We start from the raw sequence: 17195 nt of genomic DNA on the forward strand, positions 1-17195 counted from the left end.
TCAACAGCTAGCGGCTAGCACTGCAACGAATGTAACAGGTGCAACCGCTGTAAACAGTATTAAGCACTCACTGCCACGCTTTATCGATTGTACTAATTAACATACCAAATACCCTCAACAGCTAGCGGCTAGCACTGCAACGAATGTAACAGGTGCAACCGCTGTAAACAGTATTAAGCACTCACTGCCACACTTTATCGATTGTACTGATAACATATCAAACGCCCTTAAGAGCTAGCGGTTATGACAGTAAGCGGTACTGCGGTCTAACTGCGACCAAATGCACTGTGCTAGTCGTTCTTTCTAAAAATCCGCCCTCACAGTAGCTTAGATAAAACTTCCACATACGAATAAAGTCGTCGCCGTAGCCAAGCGCTTTTATTTGCGGCAATGCCGCATCGAAGTTATTGTGCCAATCTTTTAGGGTTTTAGCATAATCTAGCCCCATATCGTCCACCGACCAAGTGACAAAGTCGGTATGCTTAGTCAGCTCATTGGTCATACGGGTCACCGAAGGCAAGCAACCTCCCGGGAAGATATAGCGCTGAATAAAATCAGCCCCTTTACGGTAGCTATCGTAACGCTGATCAGCAATGGTAATCGCTTGAATAAGTAAACGCCCATTCGGTTTAAGTAAGCTTTGTAGCTTTTTAAAGAAACCGGGCAAATATTCATGCCCTACGGCTTCAATCATTTCAATAGAAACCACTCGGTCAAATTCACCCGTTAAAATACGATAATCATCTTTAAGTAAGCTAACACTATCCTCTAGCCCCTCTTGCTCAACACGGTTTTTCGCATACTCAAACTGTGCATCGGAGATGGTGGTGGTCGTCACCTTGACCCCATAATGCTTAGCAGCATAGATAGCCAATGCTCCCCAACCGGTTCCGACCTCCAGTAAAGTTTGCCCTGGCGTTAAATCTAAGCGCTCACAAATGGTCTTAAGCTTATGTTGCTGCGCTTCATCAAGTGTTGCACCGCTATGAGGATATAAGGCACTGGAATACAACATCTCTTGGTCGAGAAACTGCTGGTACATCTCATTACCTAAATCATAATGGGCAAGAATATTACGCTTTGACCCCGCTTCAGTATTACGATTAACCAGATGCGATAAGCGGCTAAATGGCGCGGTCAACCATGATAACTTTTGCTCTAATTTATCCAGTAGAGGCAAATTTCGAGCAAATAGCTGCACGACTTTCGTTAAATCAGGGCTAGACCAGTGATCTTGAATATAAGCTTCACCAGCGCCAATGGACCCCGACAATAACACTTGGCGATAAAAACGGGGTTTATGCACCACTATCGTGGCATGTAAGTCAGACTCTTTGCGGCCAAACTCATAACTGTTTTCACCATCGATAAGACTTAAGTGGCCCTCAGCTAAACCTGGCAGCACATTGAGGAGTAACTTTCTTGCGAGGCTATCAGGCAAGCGCTCAGTAGCCAGATTGTGTTTAGTGGTTATATTTTCCATTATGATTTCTCCGCTGGCTTATCTGGGTGGCCAATAAATGGCACGCGCTTAATAAACAGTTTTAGTGCTTGCCAATAGATCCCCTGAACGATTTTTAAGGTCATAAAAGGAAACTTAAGCAGCATTGCCTTTAAATTTTGAGCGCTCATCTCTCGCTTAAATAAGCATAAATTGGCATCGAACAGTTTCTGCGTATTACGGTTTTCAATCCCGACTCTAACGTCTGAAGCTGGCGCCTTAATCCGCCATATATATTTCATATTCAAGTCCATAAAGGGCGAGACATGAAACGCTTTATCTGTTGGCTCAGGCTTTTCAAGGTCAATCAAATAGTAATGGCGTTCATTCCAAGGTGTATTGCTCACCTCAGCGAGTAAGTATTTCGCTTTAGTATCCCTGTAACAGAAAAAGCAATTTATCGGGCTAAAGTAGAAACCGAAGTGACGAACTTGGCCGATAAATACCACCCTATTACAAGCCTGATTAGCACCAAGCTCTGATGTCTTAAGCAATACTCGGGTTTTTAAATCCGGTTGCTCTGCCACCATCTGATTCAAGTAGTCAGTTTGCTTAAACCTTAGCGGCGCAAAATGCTTAGATGAAAATACCCAGCTCATGCTTTCTAATTGGTTTAATTCATCAAGATCGATACCAAGCATCGCCATCGGATAATTAAATCCATGATGACTTGGTTGGTAACGTCGGTGCATGACATTGCCTGTATAGACACCGCTGACCAATGTCTTTAGCGCATGGCTCATAAACGCATCCCAAAGTGTTCACATACATCAAATGCACTGTGTACACCGTCCTCATGAAAACCGTTGTACCAATATGCCCCCGCAAAATGGGTATGGTTAACACCTGAAATCAGTTCTCGCTGAGATTGAGCTCGCATGCTCTGCTCATTAAAAACCGGGTGCGCATAATTAAAAGTACGCAGTACCTTATCTGGTGAGATCAACTCTGATTGATTTAATGTCACGCAAAATGTCGGAGCCGATGCTGGCAAACGCTGCAAAATGTTCATATTGTAGGTTACAGATGCTTGGCGCTGAGTATTACCGTCTAAGCGATAGTTCCAGCTTGCCCATGCAGCGCTTCGCTCAGGCATGAGCTTTTCATCTGTGTGCAAGACGACTTCATTATTCTGATAAGCCAATTGGCTTAGCACTTGCTGCTCATCGCCAGTAGCATCTTCAAGCATGTTTAAGGCCTGGTCGCTATGACAGGCCAAAACCACCTCATCAAACTCCTGCCACTCACCTTGATCAATTTTTAACTCAACTCCCTTGTTAGTTCGCTTTATCGCTGTGACAGGGCTATTTAAATGAATCGACTCTTTAAAGGGGGCGATTAGATCAGGGATATAGCTGCGAGAGCCCCCTTCAAGCACATACCATTGCGGTCTGTCGGCAATATTTAATAAACCGTGATGTTGAAAAAACTGAATAAAGAAACGCAGTGAAAAAGCGCGCATATCGTCAATACTGGATGACCAGATAGCCGCGCCCATCGGCAAAATATAATGCTCACTAAAGAAGTCGCTAAACCCCTTCGCATCTAATAGCTCACCTAATGTTTGATATTCATAGCTATCGTCGGCAAAAGCTTGTTTACAGAGCTTATTAAATCTTAAAATCTCTAAAATAAATGACCAGAACTTAGGCCTAAATAAGTTACGCTTTTGAGCAAATAAAGAGCTCAAGGTATTACCGTTGTACTCCAGTCCAGTATTGGCATTATGTACACTGAAACTCATCTCTGTGGCCAGCGCGTTAACATTTATCCTTGCCAAAAGTTGCTCAAACCTTGGGTAAGTGCGGTCGTTAAACACGATGAACCCTGTATCAATAGCATACTGCTTTCCCGCGACTTCAACATCGACCGTAGCAGTGTGGCCGCCAATATAGTCATTCGCTTCAAATACTGTGACGTCGTGCTTTTTAGATAAAATATGCGCGCAGGTGAGCCCCGAGATCCCGGTACCTACAATCGCTATTGTTTTACGCTGCTTATTATTTTCTACGATATTCATTAGCGTACCTTTTTAGCTGCTGTTGGCTTATCTGCTTGTTGTTCTGCATTCTGAGACTTCGCATTTGTAGATTCTGTATTTATAGACTCTGTATTTTCAAGCTCTGTATTTATAGACGGTGTACTTTTAGCTTGGGCCGTCAAAGGTTCAGGCGAAGCCGAATGTGGGGGACGATTTAATCTCTCCCATAGGCTTCTTGGGAGTAACGAGATGAGCTTTAGAAGTAAGGTGAATTTTTTCGGAAAATGAATTTCTCGCGCTCCTTTTTCTAGCCCGCTGCGAATCGCCTGTGATGCTTGCTCTGGCGTTTGCTGCATCGGCATTGAAAAATTGTTTTTATCCGTTAGCGGGGTTTTAACAAAGCCGGGGCAAATAACGCTCACACCGATATTGTGTGGCTTTAGGTCGATAGCAAGAGTCGCTGCTAAATATTGCACGGCGGCTTTAGATGCACCATAAGCTTCAGCGCGCGAAAAAGGCAAATACACAGCACTTGAGCCCATTAAAGCCAACCTGCCGCCCTTTGCAATCATTGAGGTAAATGCCGATAAGCAATAACCCATGGCAATCAGATTAGTACGGATCACTCGTTCAAAAAGCTCACAGTCAAAATTGAGTGCGTCATCTATGTATTCACAACTACCCGCGTTTAAAATAACTAAGTCTAGCGGGCGCGATAGTTGCGACTTCACTTTAATCGCTTGTGCTGCAACCTGTTCATTGTCTGTTATGTCAAATATAAGCTTTTCAGCCCCATGTAGCTGAGATAACGCCTGCTGATTACGTCCACAAGCAAATACCTTCCAGCCATCGGCTAAGTAGTCTTTTGCTAACTGCAAACCAATGCCAGAGCTTGCTCCAGTAATCAGCACGCTTTTTTGATCCTTGGGTGAGATTGTGGCCGCGTTCATGTTGAAGCCCTAGCCTTAATCATCTTCACTGCACTGCCGAGCAAAGGAATGTGCTCGTATAACATCGCGCCCACATCGAAGAAGTCCTGATGCTGAGTAATTTTGCGCTCAAGCCCAAGTAAACTGACCCCTTCGACTGAGATCTCTGCGCCGCCATTAAGTTTAGGGTGTACAAACTTCATGGTCCATATGAGCGTTGCAGCTCCCTTGGCATGTATCACCTGATGGATATCAAAGTGGATGAAATCGATATTCTGATAAAGTTTACCGAAATACTCGGTAAGCGCTGCAAGACCAGACACATGGTGCAGCGGATCGCTAAACTGAATATCTTCACTATAGACTTGTGCTAACTGATGCAAATTATCTTTATTAAGCACCTGATACAAAGCAATAAAGTTATCAACGAGTACTTTCTCATCGGCAAGCTGGTCACTGACATCACAAGGTGTCTTATCTGAGGTGAACACTTCAATATTGGACATCATCCAAAAATCTCCTTATCTAAATCCACAGTGCCAGTGTTAACGAATTCTTTGCTTGTAGAACGCTTCATTACGGATAACTCGGCGATAGCTCTATTTCTAGCAAACTTGTGCTCGACTATGGGTGGAACATAAACGGGTGGAACATAAACGCTACTATCAAAAAGCTGCGCAGGTGATGGCATTTTAAGCTTATGAATTAATTTCAAATCTACGCCATCTAGCTCAGGTAAATACTTACGGATGAAAGCGCCTGTTGGATCAAACTTTTCGCACTGAGAAATAGGATTAAACACCCTAAAATAGGGCTGAGCATCACACCCGGTCCCCGCAGACCATTGCCAGCCGCCGTTATTCGCCGCTAAATCACCATCGATCAACTTTTGTTTAAAATACCCCTCCCCCCAACGCCAATCGATAAGCAGATGCTTGGTTAAAAAACTCGCAGTGACCATACGTAAGCGATTATGCATCCAGCCCGTTTGATTGAGTTGCCGCATAGCCGCATCAACCAGTGGGTAACCGGTGCGCCCATCACACCAGGCTTGAAATTCTTGCGGATTATTACGCCAAGCAATGTTATTGGCGAGAAGGTTGAAATTGCCCTGCTTGGATAGTCTTGGAAAAGCCACCAGCAGATGACGGTAAAACTCACGCCAAATGAGTTCATTGAGCCAACATCGAGCGGGGCTTTCATCGTGAACGAGGGCATCTGGAAAATGGCTTAGCAATACTTGCACACATTGGCGCGGGCTAAGCACGCCTATCGCCAGATATGCAGAGATTTGACTGGTTCCATCAAGCGCGGGAAAGTCTCGTGTTTTTTGGTAGTCGACCAACTTGTGGTTTGCAAATTGACGTAACTGCTCTTGAGCCGCTTCCTCACCCGCTGTCCATGCTTGGCTCGACTGTTTTTCACAATGCAAGTTTAAGTGATTAGGTTTAGGTAGCGCTGCCGATACCGCTTGTGGCTTAGCTAAAGTCGTTATCTGATTTTGTGCCGCAATTTGACGCCACTTTTTTGCGAACGGGGTAAAAACCTTATACATCGCCCCCGATAGATTAAGCACACTAAGAGGTGCCAGCAGGCAATGCTGCTGGTAAAGCTCAATATTAATCCCGGATACTGCGACAGCATGATCTCGTTGCTGCTCGTTAAATTCTGGCTCACTGCTGGCAAAGACTTTTTCAATCTGCCAATCATTGATGTATCTGCCTAACCATTGAGGGATCTCATCGAAAGTCTCTAGATGACAAACATCGAGAGGGATCCCAAGCTTGGCGAGCTCTACAGCAAGCAAGTTAAGCTGCCTTTCAATAAAATCTAATTGGATCGGTGCGACATCATGGGCTTGCCACTGCGTTGGTGTAGCTAAAAATAACGCTCTGACACTGGCACCGCGACTGCTTGCATACTCACAAGCAGCCATTAAGGCTTGGTTATCTTGTAAACGCAGGTCATTTCTAAACCAAATCAAGGCGTGACCAAATGGTTGCTGATGCTCACTCATTAGTCTCTCCTGTGCTCAAATATCATCTCTAATAGGCATAGCGTAATTTTAGCTCTTGAGGGTGCGGGTTTAGATAGACTTGGTTTTCAATATAAGGCGTTGGAAACTCTCTTAGATAATGATTAATAAGCGTCATCGGCACCAAAATAGGTTGTAAGCCTTGGTTATATTTAAGGATGGATTCGCTCAGCTCAGACTTTTGAGCACTCGATAAATGTTTCTTGAAGTAACCTTGGATATGCTGCAGCGCACTCGTGTGATTTTTACGGGTCGCTCTGATCTTTAAGATCTGCATAAAGCCAGTAAAGTAATCGTTGGCGATTTGCTCAAGGTCGCCAGTCAAATCGGCTAGTAAAGGCCCGAGTTCTCTATATAGTTTGGGATTATGTGCCATTAGCATATATTTATAACGAGCATGAAAATCGAGGAGGTTACTTTTGGTAAAGCCTGATACTTTTAAGCAATGCCAGTCATGATAGGCATAAACGCGAGTGAAGAAGTTTTCACGGATCCGTAAATCATGCAGCCGCCCCTCCTCTTCAACAGGCAATAAAGGGTATCGCTCCATTAATTTTCTAGCGTAAACACCAATGCCCGATTTCCAGCCATTATTCGTCCCATATTTATATTCAGTCACCCGCTCCATACCACAAGTCGGTGACTTCGCGCACAGGATATAACCGCCCAAAAAATCCAATTGTTCAACTTTTTTCTCGCTAAATGCGTTCAATTTGTCAGTCACATCCACCGAACCATCAGCGCTTTTTACAAAGATGACGTCACCGTCTTTTTCAAGGCGAATCGATTTTCTTGGCGCCCCCATGCCAATCGCCATTTCAGGGCAAACTGGCACGTAATGAAAATGCTCAGCAATCTCTTTACGACAATAACTCGACGCTTTATGACCACCATCGAAACGTACTTTCTCTCCGAGTAAACAGGCACTAATTCCGATTTGGATTTTATCTGGATTAAATTGGCTCATGGTCAAACTCCTCTATTAAGAAGTACTTACGTTTCCAACTTACACAAAGATCACTTTTGCTACAATTTATATTAATAAGGACACATAAAAAACGCCAGCTATTATGCTGGCGTTTCAAGTACTTACTTAACTAGTAATCTTAACTAACAATATGCTTAACGGCTCTTTTGCGCAAAACGCTCCAAGCCCCATACCAATAAAATACCGGCAAACATGGCGATAACGGCATAAATCACCAACGAAGGTTGACCGGTAAGGTGTTCATACTGCATTGGCGAAATGATACGCTCATCAAGCGGCACCATTTGGCCTTTTGAGTTTTCGCGAAAAGTCAGCACCTCTTTCCAAGGCCAAATTTTACCTAAGGTACCCAGCATCAAGCCCGTTAAAAATACCAACGTGGCGTCATGATACTTTCTCAGCAGCGCTGACAATACGTGACTAAAACTGAGTATGCCGATTGCCGCACCTGCGGCAAAGGTCGCCATAATCGCAATGTCAAAGTTCTTCACCGCGCCAATCACTGGCGTATATAACCCCAGGAGTAACAATATAAAGCTGCCTGAAATCCCAGGCAAAATCATTGCGGTAATCGCAATACAGCCACCAAGAAAGACATTCAGATAAGTCATTTCAAGCGCTATAGGGTTTAGCATGGTAATACCCCACGCAAAAACAACGCCTAAAACAAATAATACTAAACGTCCTATGGTGATCCCCCGTACCTGCTTAAGCATGTGCACAACTGAGATAACGATAAGACCAAAGAAAAACGACCACACAGGAATTGGATGAGTATCTAGCAGATAAGTGATCAATTTAGCCAAGGTAAGGATACTGGTTAAGATCCCGCCAAAAACACACACTAAAAACGGACCATTAATATGCATGAAAGCGGCTTTTACACCTTGCTCTTTTATTACAGTCAATAAAGAGGGTCTAATCTTCTTTATACTTTCTAATAGCGGATCGAGGATCCCGGTAATAAAGGCAATCGTGCCGCCTGAAACACCAGGAACCACATCGGCGGCTCCCATTGCCATCCCTTTAAGGTAGGTCTTTAAATAATTCACTTTATTCCTTAATTCACACAAAACTTTTTGTCGGCAAAATTATACGTCCCATTTCCATAAAAAAGGAAATGAAGTTTACTTTTCTAAAGCTAAATTAACCTACGGCTGGCATTTATTGTTAATTCAATGTTAACCTCATCCGACCAGTAAGAACCACGTAAGATATACAAGGACAAGCAACTGATGAGCAACATCAATACTAATAACAAGCCCACTAAAGTCATGTCTCTCTATAACCGTGTCACTCGGTTGCCATTTGGCAATAAAATATTCTCGCTAATGGTGAGCCGTATGGCTCCTTATTTTGGCACAGTAAAGCCCATCATCAGTGAATTAAATGTGAATCGCTGTGTCTGTCAGATAAAAAAGCGCAAAGCAGTACACAATCATATCCAAACTGTACACGTTATTGCGATCTGTAACGGACTTGAGATGGCAATGGGCGTGATGGCTGAGGCTTCTATTCCACATCACTTAAGATGGATCCCAAAGGGGATGAGCGTGGACTACACCGCTAAGGCTGGCAGCGATATAACTTGTATTGCACAGGTGAAGCCTGAGCAATGGACTCCAGGTGATATGTTAGTCCCTGTCACCGCCTATGACACTGATGGGGTTGTCGTCGTGCAAGGTACTATCAAACTTTGGATCTCAGAAAAACCTGCGAAAAACTAACCTAAAAAAGCAAAAGTTCTCGACCGATACAAATAGCACTTGTCGGTCGCTGTTTTCCTGCTATCATTTCGAATAATACAGAAACATAGTCATTGTTTTTAAGCTGCGTTAACTAAAATACTTAATCTACACGCTGAATTTAAACGCTAAAAATAGCCACTCTAGATCGACTCTGCATATAGCCACTGACTATAGCCACTAAATTTTGACACTGAATATGGACACTGAATATGGACACTGAAATTGCCGCCAAAGCCCTAAAAGAGCTGGGTCACCCAACGCGCTTGACCCTATTTAGATGTCTTGTCAAAGCGGGCCATAAAGGGCTGCCGGTAGGCCAGCTACAAGAATTGTTACAGATCCCAAACTCTACCTTGTCTCATCACCTTTCAAGTTTAATGTCTGCAGGCTTGGTCAAGCAACATAGAGAGGGGCGTGTACTGCATTGCATTCCACAATTTGACTGCTTAGATGGCCTAATACAATTCTTGCAAGAAGAGTGCTGCACTGACGAGTCTTGTTAACTGGCTTTGTAATCAACAGCCTCAATGACCGTAAACTAGAGTGACAATTTAACTCAACAATCGTCCTGCCAATAGAAGCAAATGAACTCGATGACAAAAGTAGGCATAACACGTGGCACAATAGACAGTTGGGATGATACTAAGGGCTTTGGCTTTATCCAAATCCCAGGGCAAAAACTGCAAGTATTTTTACACATCTCAGCCCTCGTCAATAACAGCCCACGGCCACAAGCGGGCAATCGAGTCCAGTTTCACCAGAGCAAAGATAGACAAGGCAAATTACAAGCCCAGCGAGTGCAATTGCTGAGTACAGGCGAGGTCAAACCTAGCCGAAAGTTCACCAGTTCACGCAGTCGCTTCAGCATTGGAGTCGCCCTAAGCTTTATCTGTATCTTGAGCTTCGGTTACTCACAACAACATATCCCACTCTGGATTTTGCTCTATTTTATCATTACAAGTCTTGTGACGTTTATTGCCTACGGCTGGGATAAGCGTTCAGCACGTAAAAATCGATGGCGCGTCAGCGAATTTAAACTACACCTATTAAGCTTATTAGGCGGCTGGCCAGGAGCACTACTGGCTCAACAATGGCTCAGGCACAAGTCATCTAAAGGTCGGTTTAAGTTTATCTTATGGCTTACTATCAGCTTAAATCTCGGGCTGATTTACCTTGTTTATTCAAAGATATTAACAGCACTATTGACTTAAGTGAGTAAACTTAAGGTTTGCATCCCAATTAAGCTCTGCTTAACCACGATTTTCTGCACGGATTTACCTCTAGAGAGGGATTCGTTATCATGAGTGTCTAATCAAACCAAAGTGATTCAAAAATGAAAGTTATTTTAGCTGTTGTGATTATTGCCTGTGTTGTTTTCTACTTTTTCTCCTCTATGAATAACCAAAAGGCGTCCAAAGAGAATATCGCTATCGGCAGTGCTTTCTTAGCCGATAACAAACTAAAAGATGACGTAACAACCACAGCTTCAGGCCTGCAATATCAAGTGCTTGAACCAGGTACTGGCACTGTGCACCCGAAAGCAAGCGATACTGTAACCGTGCATTATCATGGCACCTTGATTGACGGCACTGTTTTCGATAGCTCAGTTGATCGTGGAGAGCCCATTGCCTTTCCACTTAACCGTGTAATCAAAGGCTGGACCGAAGGCGTACAGTTGATGGTGGTTGGTGAGAAAGCGCGTTTCTTTATACCAAGTGAATTGGCATACGGTAACCGCAGTGCAGGCAAAATCGCAGGAGGTTCAACCCTGATCTTTGATGTTGAACTTATCAGTATCGATTAAAGAATGAATCATCATAAAAAAGCCCGAATGCATAAACATTCGGGCTTTTTTTTGACATTCATTTGAAACGTTACGCTTCGTAGCCAAACGGATCGTCGATTGAGTGCGCTGGCTTTGTGAACCACACAGGGCCTTGCTCTGTCATATACTCTTGTATAAATAGATGGTCTTCATGGCGCACGCCAAACTTACCCGGTACACATAACCCTTGCGACATAAAAAAGACGCCTCATTACTTATAACGAGGCGTCTTTGATGACTCTTTGATAATCTAGCTTAGCAATTTACGCTTCGTAGCCAAATGGGTCGTCAATTGAGTGAGCTGGCTTTGTAAACCAAACTGGGCCATTCTCAGTCATATAGAAGTGGTCTTCATGACGTACCCCAAATTCGCCTGGTACACACAGCATTGGCTCGTTACTGAAACACATACCAGCTGCAAGTGGAGTGTGATCGTTCAGTACCAAATAAGGCCATTCATGAATATCTAAACCAACCCCATGACCAGTACGGTGTGGCAGACCCGGTACATCATAACCAGGGCCAAAACCAGCAGCTTCTAGTACATCACGCGCTGCGCGGTCAACGCTGGCACAGGTTGCACCTATTTGCGCAGCTTCAAACCCAGCTATTTGTGAGTCTTGCTCAAACTGCCACAACTCACGTTGACGTGGGCTAGGCTCACCATATACGTAGGTTCGAGTAATATCTGAGTTGTAGCCATGTAGCTGACAACCTGTATCAATCAATACCGTATCATTAAGCTCTAGCGCCTTTGGTGATTTAACGCCATGCGGGTAAGCACTGTCTTCACCGAAAAGCACGATACAGAAGTAAGAGCCTGCAGGAATGCCAACCTTAATATGTGCAGCATTGATAAAGGCTTCCACTTCGCTAGTGGTGATACCTTCATGCAAAATACGCGCTACCGCTTTATGCACTTCCATTGTCATATCTTTAGCGCGTTGTAGCAGGCTTATTTCTACAGCCGACTTGATCATGCGACAACCCGCTGTTACAGGCTTAGCATTAACATAGTTATATTGAGGATGCTCTTGGCGTACGCCATCGAAAATAAAGAAGGCTGCTGACTCATCAATGCCAATATCGCCCGATGTGATCCCCATGTTCGCCAGTACATTACCGAACAATGCAAACGGGCTTTCATCTTCTTGCCAAGTATTAACTTTACCGCCAATGACCATGTAACCATTTAAGGTATCAACTTCAAACGCTGGTGCAATATATTCAAGCGATCCCTTAGCTGGAAGAATCGCCCCCACCATACGCTCGCTGGCATACCAACGTGTACCGGTGTAATAGTAAAGGTTAGTGCCTGCATTAAGGTAAATAGCGGCAATTCCTTGCTCGTTCATAATAGCTTGCGCTTTAGCGATACGAGCTTGGTACTCTTCACGACTTATAGCCTCAACACCTTGAGTCATATTCGTTAATTTTGCTAATTCCTGCTCTGCGGTAGAACCGCCAACACCTAAGGTCATATGCTTACCCTTCACTTAATTATTTATATTTAAACCTAAACAAGGCTCATTCATTTGAACCAATGACAATGACACACTTTTATGACCCACTTTCTAGCATAAAATATACAAAGCGTCAGTAATAAATAGGACAAAATGCAAATAATTATCGATCCCAGTAATCAGTTTTGATCGCAATTAGGAGGACTAATTTTGAGGAACATGGAGGAACTTAATTAAGTAGCTATATTAAAGAGCTATATTAAAGGACTGTATTAAAGGACTAATAAATGAAGATAGTGAAATAATAGCGTGACACCAAAAATGCTGCCACATCCATTCACAGACAGTAGCGTCTGATTCATCTAAACACTATTTAGCCAGCATCACTTTTAAACCACGACAAACAATAGTCTCGCGGTCATCAACACGATTAACTTTCACTTGTGCCATAGGGATCGCTAAAGCCATCTCTTTTATAGAAGCCAAGCAACCTTGATAGTAGTGGGGGTTGCTCATCAAATTCCCCGCAAGATGGATCCGTGATGGGTTAAATAGATTTACAACCCAAGCTAAGCTGGTGCCAATATAACCACCAGCTCGAGCGAGATCTTCATTACGTACTATATTGCGACGTTTGATTGCCGCGCCGCTCGATAGCTGCTCCAGACTAAACTCTCCCGACTCGGTCATCAAACGACAATGCCCCAATTCACCAGCCATTCCAGAGGCACCAGTAAAAGGTACGCCATTAATCGCAATAGACATACCAATACCCATATCGCACATAACGAGTAGCTCACATACTTGCTTAGGGTCTATCAGCGCCTGTAAGCCAGCATCGCAGTCATTGGCAATCAGTATACGCGCAGCTTTAGTCATTAACTTATCGGCATTTAAGCCCTTAAGCCCGGGTAACGACTGACATGAAACTAATTGCTGCTCCTGTACTAACCCTGGAAGCGCAATGCCTAGCGCGTAGTCATTTAAGCCATAATCTTGCTCTAGCTCTATGATCTGAGTATTTAAACTATCTATGTTAAAGCTATCTGCCACAGCGATTTTGTACTGCTCGATTCGGCCTTGAATTTTTATCTCAAATAAGGCTTTCGACCCACTAATATCGATTGTTAATGTTTGCACTCAGCCCCCAATGACACGGTTATACCACGACTAATACCCATCCCCACGAACAAATAAAATTCTAACATAATAAAGACTTACAACCCTACACTGGGGTTTAGAATAAACGTTAACCGCGTTAATATTGAGCAATTACTCTATAGTTATCGACACGATTTCCCAAGATTGCTCAAGCTCAATTCAGCACTTATTGATCAAATACAGCTTTTACTCGGCACCACTTCCACCAAGCGATAAGGACTAGCAGTGCGGCTATCAAAGGCAAACAGCTGACCAGTAACACGCTCCAACCTAGCTTATGGATCACTAAGCCCGCACTGAGTGATGCCAGCGCCTGCGCACCAAATACAAACGTGTCGTTAAATGCTTGCACCTTGTAGCGCTCACTCTTGCTATAACAGCGTGGGAGTAAGGCTGTACCGGCTACAAATAGGAAGTTCCAGCCTATACCAAGTAGTACTAGCGCAGCCCAGTAGTTAAGTAGATCCCGCCCCATAATCGCTGTCACTATGGTGATAAGGTAAGCGCAAAGACCCAATAACATCATCTTAGATACCCCTAAACGGGCAATGAGTATGCCGCTAAATAACGAAGGTAAATACATCGCGATAATATGACTTTGGATCACCCATTTTGTATCGGCGAGGGAGTGATGCTCAACATGATGCATATGCAGCGGCGTTGCCGTCATAACAAAACTCATCATGGCATAGCCTAGGGTCGCCCCCGCAATGGCAACCCAGATCTGTGATTGGCTTAATATGTTCATTAACGGTCTAGCATCAACTTTTTCAGTCTTATTTTCTAAGGCTTGTTCGAGTTTAGGCTCTCGGTAGAAACTTAAAATTAGCGCTGCAATGAGGCTAACGACGGTTAGGCACAAAAACGCACCAACATAGGCCTGTTGCCAGACGGTTGTTCCCCACACAGCCAGTTCGGGTCCTATAACTGCCGCAGCAAGGCCGCCAAGTAACACTCTAGATGCTGCTTTCGCAGCCATAACCTCACTGACCGACTCCATAGCCGCAAATCGATACTGCTGCACCACAGCACCTGCAGCCCCAAGTAATGTGCCGCTAACGCAGAACAAAATGAAATTATGCTGAGATGTCGCTAATGCCGCAAGCAGCCCAGACATTGCCGCAACTAAGGCGCCACAGATAAAAACCGGCTTACGCCCAAAACACTGCATCAACTTAGAGACAGGCAGCACAGACAAGGCGAGTCCTATCACCATCGAGGCGATGGGCAGGGTCGCCAACTCAGGTGATGGCGCAATTTCAGCGCCAATCAAGCCACCGAGCAGCATCATCATAGGCGTGGCACTCATGGCAAATGCCTGTGCTAGCATTAATATCCAAACATTAAATGGCATAAAATAGGTATTCCTTAATGCTGCAAAGTGTAAATATTGCGCTGTGTTTATAACCAATTTTTATATTAAGCCATAGTGGCATGAACACTTGGCTTAATAAACAATTCGTCCAATTAGCTTCACACAGATACTGACTCCCGCAGATAAATTTACAGCTCTTAACCTCCCAAGCAAAAGCGCTTTATGGTAATCTCCGCGCTAAATTCGTACAAAAATAAACAGCCTATAGCCAGTACAACACGGCTTTTACGCTGATAACGGAGTTTGAATGTCAAATACTATTGCAGCACGCCTCAGCGCGATTCGCACTGAAATGGCTAAATCTAATCTGGACGCTTTTATTATTCCACGCGCCGACGAGTACTTGGGCGAGTACGTGCCAGAGCATAATGAGCGCATGTTGTGGGCCAGCGGTTTTACCGGTTCAGCTGGCGCGATTATCATACTTAAAGACAGCGCGGCAATCTTTGTCGATGGCCGTTATACCGTGCAAGTACGCCAGCAAGTAGACGCCGATTTATTTGAGTATTTAAGCCTTCACGATACGCCACAGGCGCAGTGGCTAATCGAGCAGCTTGGCACGAACGCTAACGTCGGCTTCGATGCCCGCCTGCATACTCTAGCCTGGTTTAACCACACCCATAGCGAGCTTGCTAAAGCGCAAATAAAGCTCACTCAGGTCCAGCAGAACCCAATTGATCTGCACTGGACTGACAGACCATCTCCAGCAAGCCACCCTATCATGCTATTTAGCGCGCAAAGCGCTGGTCGCAGCAGCCTAGAGAAACGCAAAACCATTGGCGCTGAGATCAAAAAACAGGGCGCCGACATTGCCATTATTTCAGCCTTAGATTCTTTCTGCTGGCTACTCAACATTCGCGGCAAAGATATCCCATGCCTACCTGTGGTGTTAGGAACGGCATTACTGCACGCCAATGGCGATATGCTGTTATTTACTGACACAAACAAGCTACCAGAAAACATCCTCGAGCATGTGGGTGAAGGGGTTAGCTTTAAAAATGAGTCAGAATTGGCAGCTGAACTTGCCACACTAAGCGGCACTAAAGTGCTGGCAAGCCCAGAGAGCTGTAACGCTTGGCTGCAACTTACAACTCAGGCGGCGGGCGCACAGCTTATCGCTGGGATCGATCCGGTCGCCTTACCTAAAGCGCAGAAAAACGAGGCTGAGCTTGCAGGCATGAAAGCCTGTCATATCCGTGATGGTGTGGCAGTAAGCCGTTTTCTTGCTTGGTTAGATCGCGAAGTTGCCGCTAATCGCCTATACGATGAAGCCGTACTTGCAGATAAACTGGAAAGCTTTCGCTTAAGCGATCCCTTATACCAGGAGCCGAGTTTCGATACGATTTCAGCCACAGGCGCCAATGCCGCCATGTGTCACTATAACCACAATAATGGCACCCCAGCTCAGATGACAATGAACAGCATCTATCTTGTCGACTCTGGTGCTCAGTATTTAGATGGCACCACAGATGTGACTCGCACCATTGCCATTGGAGATGTTACCGATGAGCAGAGGAAGATGGTCACTTTAGTATTAAAAGGTCACATTGCAATTGACCAAGCTAAGTTCCCTAAAGGCACTAGCGGTATGCAACTAGACTCCTTTGCTCGCCAATATTTATGGCAGCATGGCTTTGACTTTGACCATGGTACCGGTCACGGCGTAGGTCACTATTTAAGTGTGCATGAAGGTCCGCAAGGCATCGCTAAGGGGCGCTCAAACGTTGCCCTACTCGAAGGCATGGTGTTATCAAATGAACCAGGCTATTACCGCGCCAATGAGTTCGGTATTCGATTAGAGAACTTAATCGCTGTGCGTCCATGCCAAACACTGACCAATAGCGAACGGGAAATGCTTGAATTTGAAGCCATGACCTTTATCCCTATGGACTCGCGACTCATCGACAAACAGTATTTAACCGAGTCTGAAGTCAACTGGTTTAACCAATACCATCAACAAGTTAAAGATAAACTATCGCCTTTTATGCAAGGTGATGATTTAACTTGGCTAAATAAAGTGACCACGGCTATCTAATCATTTTATCTGTTCGAACTAACAAGCAGCGTTTAGGTGCTGCTTTTTTTTATGCCACTCCCTAGGCCTACAACTAAAAAGTGCAGGTTTTAACCTAAAAGTTTGCTATACTCCGCCACCGCCATTTTAATGGTATAGATAGCTGCTAGCGTTA

16 protein-coding genes and 1 pseudogene are annotated in these 17195 nt (G+C 44.4%); 5 read left to right on the forward strand and 12 right to left on the reverse strand.

The window, feature by feature from the left end; all coding sequences use genetic code 11:
- Positions 1–241 precede the first annotated feature (241 nt).
- The 8 genes and pseudogenes from ACVBIO_RS01180 to ACVBIO_RS01215 all read right to left on the reverse strand — a co-directional run bounded on the left by ACVBIO_RS01180 (position 242) and on the right by ACVBIO_RS01215 (position 8486).
- Entirely contained in the window at positions 242–1483 is a 1242-nt protein-coding gene (locus tag ACVBIO_RS01180) for a class I SAM-dependent methyltransferase (RefSeq protein WP_447160321.1), read from the reverse strand.
- Positions 1483–2244, reverse strand: coding sequence for a DUF1365 domain-containing protein (locus ACVBIO_RS01185; RefSeq protein ID WP_447160320.1), 762 nt, complete (start codon positions 2242–2244; stop codon positions 1483–1485). Before ACVBIO_RS01185 ends, ACVBIO_RS01180 begins: the two co-directional genes overlap by 1 nt.
- Positions 2241–3521, reverse strand: coding sequence for an NAD(P)/FAD-dependent oxidoreductase (locus ACVBIO_RS01190; protein WP_447160319.1), 1281 nt, complete (start codon positions 3519–3521; stop codon positions 2241–2243). The genes ACVBIO_RS01185 and ACVBIO_RS01190 overlap by 4 nt, the downstream gene beginning before the upstream one ends.
- 176 nt (positions 3522–3697) lie before the next feature.
- Positions 3698–4432 (reverse strand): annotated as a pseudogene (locus ACVBIO_RS01195) (SDR family NAD(P)-dependent oxidoreductase); the annotation flags it as partial.
- The gene (locus ACVBIO_RS01200) at positions 4429–4920 is read right to left on the reverse strand and encodes a nuclear transport factor 2 family protein (protein ID WP_447160318.1); all 492 of its coding nucleotides are present in this window, start codon (positions 4918–4920) and stop codon (positions 4429–4431) included. The pseudogene ACVBIO_RS01195 and the gene ACVBIO_RS01200, both read right to left, overlap by 4 nt.
- Positions 4917–6428 (reverse strand): deoxyribodipyrimidine photo-lyase, encoded by a 1512-nt coding sequence (phrB, locus tag ACVBIO_RS01205; RefSeq protein WP_447171814.1) that lies wholly within the window; start codon positions 6426–6428, stop codon positions 4917–4919. Before phrB ends, ACVBIO_RS01200 begins: the two co-directional genes overlap by 4 nt.
- A 28-nt stretch (positions 6429–6456) precedes the next feature.
- Positions 6457–7413 (reverse strand): YbgA family protein, encoded by a 957-nt coding sequence (locus ACVBIO_RS01210; RefSeq protein ID WP_447160316.1) that lies wholly within the window; start codon positions 7411–7413, stop codon positions 6457–6459.
- Positions 7414–7568: 155 nt separating this feature from the next.
- A complete protein-coding gene (locus ACVBIO_RS01215) occupies positions 7569–8486 on the reverse strand; it encodes a DUF368 domain-containing protein (RefSeq protein ID WP_447160315.1) in 918 nt (305 codons plus the stop codon).
- Between the two features lie 183 nt (positions 8487–8669).
- Here ACVBIO_RS01215 and ACVBIO_RS01220 point away from each other — a divergent pair, with 183 nt between their 5' ends.
- The 4 genes from ACVBIO_RS01220 to ACVBIO_RS01235 all read left to right on the forward strand — a co-directional run bounded on the left by ACVBIO_RS01220 (position 8670) and on the right by ACVBIO_RS01235 (position 10986).
- Complete coding sequence (locus ACVBIO_RS01220; protein WP_447160314.1) at positions 8670–9161, forward strand: hotdog fold domain-containing protein; 492 nt, start codon at positions 8670–8672, stop codon at positions 9159–9161.
- Positions 9162–9391: 230 nt separating this feature from the next.
- Positions 9392–9685, forward strand: a complete 294-nt coding sequence (locus ACVBIO_RS01225) for an ArsR/SmtB family transcription factor (protein WP_447160313.1) — start codon at positions 9392–9394, stop codon at positions 9683–9685.
- Positions 9686–9766: 81 nt separating this feature from the next.
- On the forward strand, positions 9767–10393 hold the full coding sequence (locus ACVBIO_RS01230; protein ID WP_447164458.1) for a DUF1294 domain-containing protein: 627 nt from the start codon (positions 9767–9769) through the stop codon (positions 10391–10393).
- Positions 10394–10515: 122 nt separating this feature from the next.
- A complete protein-coding gene (locus ACVBIO_RS01235; protein ID WP_447160311.1) occupies positions 10516–10986 on the forward strand; it encodes an FKBP-type peptidyl-prolyl cis-trans isomerase in 471 nt (156 codons plus the stop codon).
- A 70-nt stretch (positions 10987–11056) separates the two neighbouring features.
- Here ACVBIO_RS01235 and ACVBIO_RS01240 read toward each other — a convergent pair whose 3' ends face one another.
- From ACVBIO_RS01240 to ACVBIO_RS01255, 4 genes are all read right to left on the reverse strand, one after another.
- Entirely contained in the window at positions 11057–11203 is a 147-nt protein-coding gene (locus ACVBIO_RS01240) for a hypothetical protein (RefSeq protein WP_447160359.1), read from the reverse strand.
- 67 nt (positions 11204–11270) lie between these two features.
- On the reverse strand, positions 11271–12488 hold the full coding sequence (locus ACVBIO_RS01245; RefSeq protein WP_447169192.1) for a M24 family metallopeptidase: 1218 nt from the start codon (positions 12486–12488) through the stop codon (positions 11271–11273).
- Between the two features lie 351 nt (positions 12489–12839).
- Positions 12840–13610 (reverse strand): ROK family protein, encoded by a 771-nt coding sequence (locus tag ACVBIO_RS01250; RefSeq protein ID WP_447160309.1) that lies wholly within the window; start codon positions 13608–13610, stop codon positions 12840–12842.
- 187 nt (positions 13611–13797) lie between these two features.
- On the reverse strand, positions 13798–14985 hold the full coding sequence (locus ACVBIO_RS01255) for an MFS transporter (protein WP_447171815.1): 1188 nt from the start codon (positions 14983–14985) through the stop codon (positions 13798–13800).
- A gap of 268 nt (positions 14986–15253) precedes the next feature.
- Between ACVBIO_RS01255 and ACVBIO_RS01260 the strand changes: the two genes are divergently transcribed.
- Positions 15254–17041, forward strand: a complete 1788-nt coding sequence (locus ACVBIO_RS01260; protein ID WP_447164461.1) for an aminopeptidase P family protein — start codon at positions 15254–15256, stop codon at positions 17039–17041.
- Positions 17042–17195: the final 154 nt, after the last annotated feature.

This window comes from Shewanella sp. 0m-8 (assembly GCF_052977265.1).

Coding starts and splice junctions, on each gene's coding strand:
- ACVBIO_RS01180 (WP_447160321.1), bottom strand. CDS start 1,483: ATGGAAAATATAACCACTAAACACAATCTGGCTACTGAGCGCTTGCCT.
- ACVBIO_RS01185 (WP_447160320.1), bottom strand. CDS start 2,244: ATGAGCCATGCGCTAAAGACATTGGTCAGCGGTGTCTATACAGGCAAT.
- ACVBIO_RS01190 (WP_447160319.1), bottom strand. CDS start 3,521: ATGAATATCGTAGAAAATAATAAGCAGCGTAAAACAATAGCGATTGTA.
- ACVBIO_RS01200 (WP_447160318.1), bottom strand. CDS start 4,920: ATGATGTCCAATATTGAAGTGTTCACCTCAGATAAGACACCTTGTGAT.
- phrB (WP_447171814.1), bottom strand. CDS start 6,428: ATGAGTGAGCATCAGCAACCATTTGGTCACGCCTTGATTTGGTTTAGA.
- ACVBIO_RS01210 (WP_447160316.1), bottom strand. CDS start 7,413: ATGAGCCAATTTAATCCAGATAAAATCCAAATCGGAATTAGTGCCTGT.
- ACVBIO_RS01220 (WP_447160314.1), top strand. CDS start 8,670: ATGAGCAACATCAATACTAATAACAAGCCCACTAAAGTCATGTCTCTC.
- ACVBIO_RS01225 (WP_447160313.1), top strand. CDS start 9,392: ATGGACACTGAAATTGCCGCCAAAGCCCTAAAAGAGCTGGGTCACCCA.
- ACVBIO_RS01230 (WP_447164458.1), top strand. CDS start 9,767: ATGAACTCGATGACAAAAGTAGGCATAACACGTGGCACAATAGACAGT.
- ACVBIO_RS01235 (WP_447160311.1), top strand. CDS start 10,516: ATGAAAGTTATTTTAGCTGTTGTGATTATTGCCTGTGTTGTTTTCTAC.
- ACVBIO_RS01240 (WP_447160359.1), bottom strand. CDS start 11,203: ATGTCGCAAGGGTTATGTGTACCGGGTAAGTTTGGCGTGCGCCATGAA.
- ACVBIO_RS01245 (WP_447169192.1), bottom strand. CDS start 12,488: ATGACCTTAGGTGTTGGCGGTTCTACCGCAGAGCAGGAATTAGCAAAA.
- ACVBIO_RS01255 (WP_447171815.1), bottom strand. CDS start 14,985: ATGCCATTTAATGTTTGGATATTAATGCTAGCACAGGCATTTGCCATG.
- ACVBIO_RS01260 (WP_447164461.1), top strand. CDS start 15,254: ATGTCAAATACTATTGCAGCACGCCTCAGCGCGATTCGCACTGAAATG.